Below are 4,237 nucleotides of genomic sequence, written 5' to 3' on the forward strand. Positions count from 1 at the left end.
TTGGTATGTCGAGCGGGTTTACGAGGGGCCGTTAGGGGGTGGGCGGGTTGCGGGAGCTGGCGGCGTCGTTCGTACTGCCCGGCCCCACGGGGGTGGCCATCCGGACCCGGCTCAGGCAGCTGGCGCCCGCCGATGAGAAGGTGCTCGCGCTGGTCGGCGCCCACCTCGGATCCCTCGCCGCCCGGGATTTGAAGGTGCGGTGCTCGCAGGGCCTGGAGCATTCCGCGGAGACCTGGGCGGCCCGTAAGCGGGGTCTGACGCCCGTGTCGTCGTCCCGGTGGGCGGGTTCGCTCACCAAGGCCACGCATGACCAGTGGGCGCTGGCCCGGCGTGGCCGGCTTGCGCACATCCAGTCGCTTGAGGCGGGGATCCGGATGATCGCACACCGGTTGTCGCTGCCGGTCGGCGCGAAGGGCTCGAAACGGATGCCGGGCGGTTACCGCAGTGCGCGGGAGTGGCACGCCAAGTCCCGCCGTCTGCGGGTGCTGGAGGACCGGCTGGAGCGCGCGCGGGCGGACTGGGAGGCCGGGACCGTGCACGTCGTGCGCGGCGGCAGGCATCTGGCCCGCACCCGTCATCACCTGTCTGACGCGCAGCTCACCGAGGCTCAGTGGCGGCGGCTCTGGGAGGCGGAGCGCTGGTTCCTGCAGGCGGACGGCGAGTCCGGGAAGCGGTTCGGCAACGAGACGATCCGCATCAGTCCGGACGGTGAGGTCAGCATCAAGCTCCCGGTGCCGCTCGCCCATCTGGCCAACGCCCCGCACGGCCGGTACGTCCTCGCGTGCCGGGTCGGTTTCTCGCACCGGGGGCAGGAGTGGGGGGACCGGGTGGCGGCCAACCGGGCGGTGGCCTACCGCATCCATCTGGATGTGGAGCGCGGCCGCTGGTATGTGACCGCGTCCTGGCAAATTCCTGTCTCCCGGACCGTTCCGATGGGCGCCGCCCTCGCTCACGGTGTGATCGGAGTCGACATGAACGCCGATCACCTCGCCGCTTGGCGCCTCGACATCCATGGCAACCCGACCGGGAGTCCGCGACGGTTCTTCTTCGACCTCACGGGCACCGCCGATCACCGTGACGCCCAGGTCCGCCATGCCCTCACCCGGCTGTTGCACTGGGTCCGCACCTGCGGCGTGAAGGCCATCGCTGTGGAAAACCTGGACTTCACGAGGGAGAAGACCCGGGAGAAGCACGGCTGCCGCAAACGGTTCCGCCAGTTGATCTCCGGCATGCCCACCGGCCGGCTCCGCGCCCGATTGACCTCGATGGCCGACCAGACCGGCATCACGATCATCGCTGTGGACCCGGCCTACACCAGCCGCTGGGGCGCCCAGCACTGGCAGAAGCCCCTCACCCACGACCACAGGAGGACCACTCGTCACGAGGCTGCCGCCGTGGCGATCGGCAGGCGCGCCCAGGGACACCCGATCCGGCGACGGACGGCACCGCCCCCGCACGACCAGAGTGATCGTGCGGGGCATCGGACCGTCCAGGCCGACCGGCGTGCCCCTGGGGGCGAGGGACCCCGCCCTCCCCTTCCCGGACCACGCACCAGATGCGTGCCGCCGGACCGCGGAGCGAATGCGGGCGACCAGAACGTCCAACACCGTTCGGGACGTTCGGCTGAGCATGAATCCTGGCAACAGGACTCACTCCCGCTCAGTCCTTAGGAACGGTCAATACCGCTCGGTGAGGTGGTCGCGGCCCGCCGGGGGCTCGTACGGCTCCGGCCAGAAGTCGGTGACGGTGGCTATCCGGCCGCTGCCGTCCCCGGTGAAGAACGAGATGCCGTACATCTCCTCCAGGCCCACCGTGAAGTGGACCCAGGTGACGACCTGGTCCGGCTCGGCGACGATCCGCTCGGTCCGCAGGTGCCAGTCGCCCGGGTACTCACGGTTGAACTCGACGTACCGCTCCCGTCCGCTGACGCGCTCGCGGGTCTGCGGCAGGGTGTAGACGACGTCCTCGGCCAGGGTGCCGGCGAACGACGTCCAGTCGCGGGCCTCGGCGAAGGCCCAGAAACTCTCCACGGTCTCGCGCAGATCGGTCATGGGGACGAGTGTGCACCCCGCCACTGACAACGGCCGGGGACGGCCTTCCCGGCCTGGTCGCGGGGGTTCGGGTAAGCGCCCGGTAGAAGTTGTCCACAGGCTGGGGACCTCGTCTGCGGATTGTCTGTGAGGGCAGGCAGTATGGGGTCATGACTGAGAGCAACGGGTCCGCCGCGGCCGAGCGGAACAACGAGATGCCGGACTGGGAGAAGCGCTTCCGGGCGCCCCGGGTGTCGCTGCCCGACTGGGCGGAGGACGCCCCCGACCGCTCCCTGTTCGTGTCCAACGCCACGGGGACGTACGAGCTGTACGCCTGGGACCGGGCGACCGGTGCCCAGCGGCAGGTCACGGACCGGCCCAACGGCACCACGGACGGCGTGCTCTCCCCGGACGGCGCGTGGATCTGGTGGTTCGACGACAAGGACGGCGACGAGTTCGGCGTCTGGCGCCGCCAGCCCTTCGAGGGCGGCACCGACGAGCTCGCCGCGCCGGGCCTGGACGCCTCCTACCCGGCGGGCGTGGCCCTGGGCCGGGACGGCAGGACCGCGGTCGTGGGCCGCTCGACGGACGACGAGGGGACCTCGATCCACGTCGTGCGCACCGGCGAGGAACCGGTGGAGATCTACCGGCACCGTGAGTCGGCGGGCATCGGAGACCTCTCCCACGACGGCTCGCTGATCGCGATCGAGCACACCGAGCACGGCGACGCGATGCACTCGGCGCTGCGCGTGGTGCGTCCTGACGGCAGGGCGGTCGCCGAGCTCGACGACACCCGGGGCGGCACCGAGGAGCTGGGCCTGGAGGTGCTGGGCTTCGCTCCGGTGGACGGCGACACCCGGCTGCTCGTCGGCCACCAGCGGCGGGGCCGCTGGGAGCCGCTGGTGTGGGACGTGGCCACGGGCGAGGAGACCGACCTCGCCCTGGACCTGCCCGGTGACGTGGGCGCCGAGTGGTACCCGGACGGCACCGGACTGCTCATCGTGCACAGCTTCGAGGCCCGCAGCGAGATCTTCCGGTACGACCTGGAGAGCGGCAAGCTGGAGAAGGTCCCGACCCCGCCCGGCTCGGTCTCCGGGGCGACGGCCCGCCCCGACGGCAGCGTGGAGTACCTGTGGTCCTCGGCCGCCGAGCCGTCGGCGGTGCGCTCGACGACCGGCGAGGTCGTCCTGGACCCGCCGGGCCTCAAGTCTCCCGGTTCGGTGCCGGTGGAGGACGTGTGGGTGCAGGGCCCGGGCGGCCGGATCCACGCCCTGGTGCAGAAGCCGGCGGGGGCGACGGGACCGCTGCCGACGGTCTTCGACATCCACGGCGGCCCGACCTGGCACGACAGCGACTCCTTCGCGGCGGGCCCGGCGGCGTGGGTGGACCACGGGTACGCGGTCGTCCGGGTCAACTACCGCGGCTCCACCGGTTACGGCCGCGAGTGGACCGACGCGCTCAAGCACCGGGTCGGCCTGATCGAGCTGGAGGACATCGCGGCGGTGCGGGAGTGGGCGATCGCGTCCGGCCTCGCCGACCCCGGCCGGCTGATCCTCACGGGCGGCTCCTGGGGCGGCTACCTCACCCTGCTCGGCCTGGGCACCCAGCCGGAGGCCTGGGCCCTCGGGATCGCGGCGGTGCCGGTCGCCGACTACGTCACGGCGTACCACGACGAGATGGAGGCGCTGAAGGCGATGGACCGGACGCTGCTGGGCGGCACGCCGGAGGAGGTGCCGGAGCGCTTCGAGGCGTCGTCGCCCCTGACGTACGTCGACGAGGTCAAGGCTCCGGTGTACATCTCGGCGGGTGTCAACGACCCCCGGTGCCCGATCCGTCAGATCGACAACTACGTGAAGCGGCTGGAGTCGAGGGGGGCGGTGCACGAGGTGTACCGGTACGACGCCGGGCACGGCTCGCTGGTGGTGGACGAGCGGATCAAGCAGGTGAAGCTGGAACTGGACTTCGCGGCGAGGTATTTGGAGTAGGCGGGAGCGCAGTTTCCCTTGTCCTCAGGTGGGTGCGTTCGAAGTCGGCCGGGCTGTACCCACCCGAGGGGCGCGGGGAACTGCGCGATCAGCCCCCACCCGCCCGCAGCCGCACCACCACCCGACCCGGCACGACCTTCGCGTACGGCTACGCTGCCGCCCGCCCCCTGCGCCCCAGCAATTCCGCGAGCCCCCGCCGCGTGGCCGCCAGCACCACCCGGT

At 71.6% G+C, this 4,237-nt stretch carries 3 protein-coding genes and 1 pseudogene; 3 read left to right on the forward strand and 1 reads right to left on the reverse strand.

What is annotated here, in order from left to right:
- The first annotated feature begins 38 nt into the window (after positions 1-38).
- The gene (locus tag AOJ26_RS39520; protein WP_053853167.1) at positions 39-1,670 is read left to right on the forward strand and encodes an IS200/IS605 family element transposase accessory protein TnpB; all 1,632 of its coding nucleotides are present in this window, start codon (positions 39-41) and stop codon (positions 1,668-1,670) included.
- 6 nt (positions 1,671-1,676) lie between these two features.
- On the opposite strand, the gene AOJ26_RS39525 is transcribed toward AOJ26_RS39520, so the two are convergent.
- Positions 1,677-2,051, reverse strand: coding sequence for a nuclear transport factor 2 family protein (locus AOJ26_RS39525; protein ID WP_053853168.1), 375 nt, complete (start codon positions 2,049-2,051; stop codon positions 1,677-1,679).
- Positions 2,052-2,200: 149 nt separating this feature from the next.
- Here AOJ26_RS39525 and AOJ26_RS39530 point away from each other — a divergent pair, with 149 nt between their 5' ends.
- Both AOJ26_RS39530 and AOJ26_RS44765 read left to right on the forward strand, forming a co-directional pair.
- Entirely contained in the window at positions 2,201-4,015 is a 1,815-nt protein-coding gene (locus tag AOJ26_RS39530; RefSeq protein WP_053853169.1) for a prolyl oligopeptidase family serine peptidase, read from the forward strand.
- Between the two features lie 32 nt (positions 4,016-4,047).
- Positions 4,048-4,237 (forward strand): annotated as a pseudogene (locus AOJ26_RS44765) (hypothetical protein); the annotation flags it as partial.

The organism is Streptomyces sp. NRRL B-24085 (genome assembly GCF_001282115.1).
Lineage (GTDB): Bacteria > Actinomycetota > Actinomycetes > Streptomycetales > Streptomycetaceae > Streptomyces.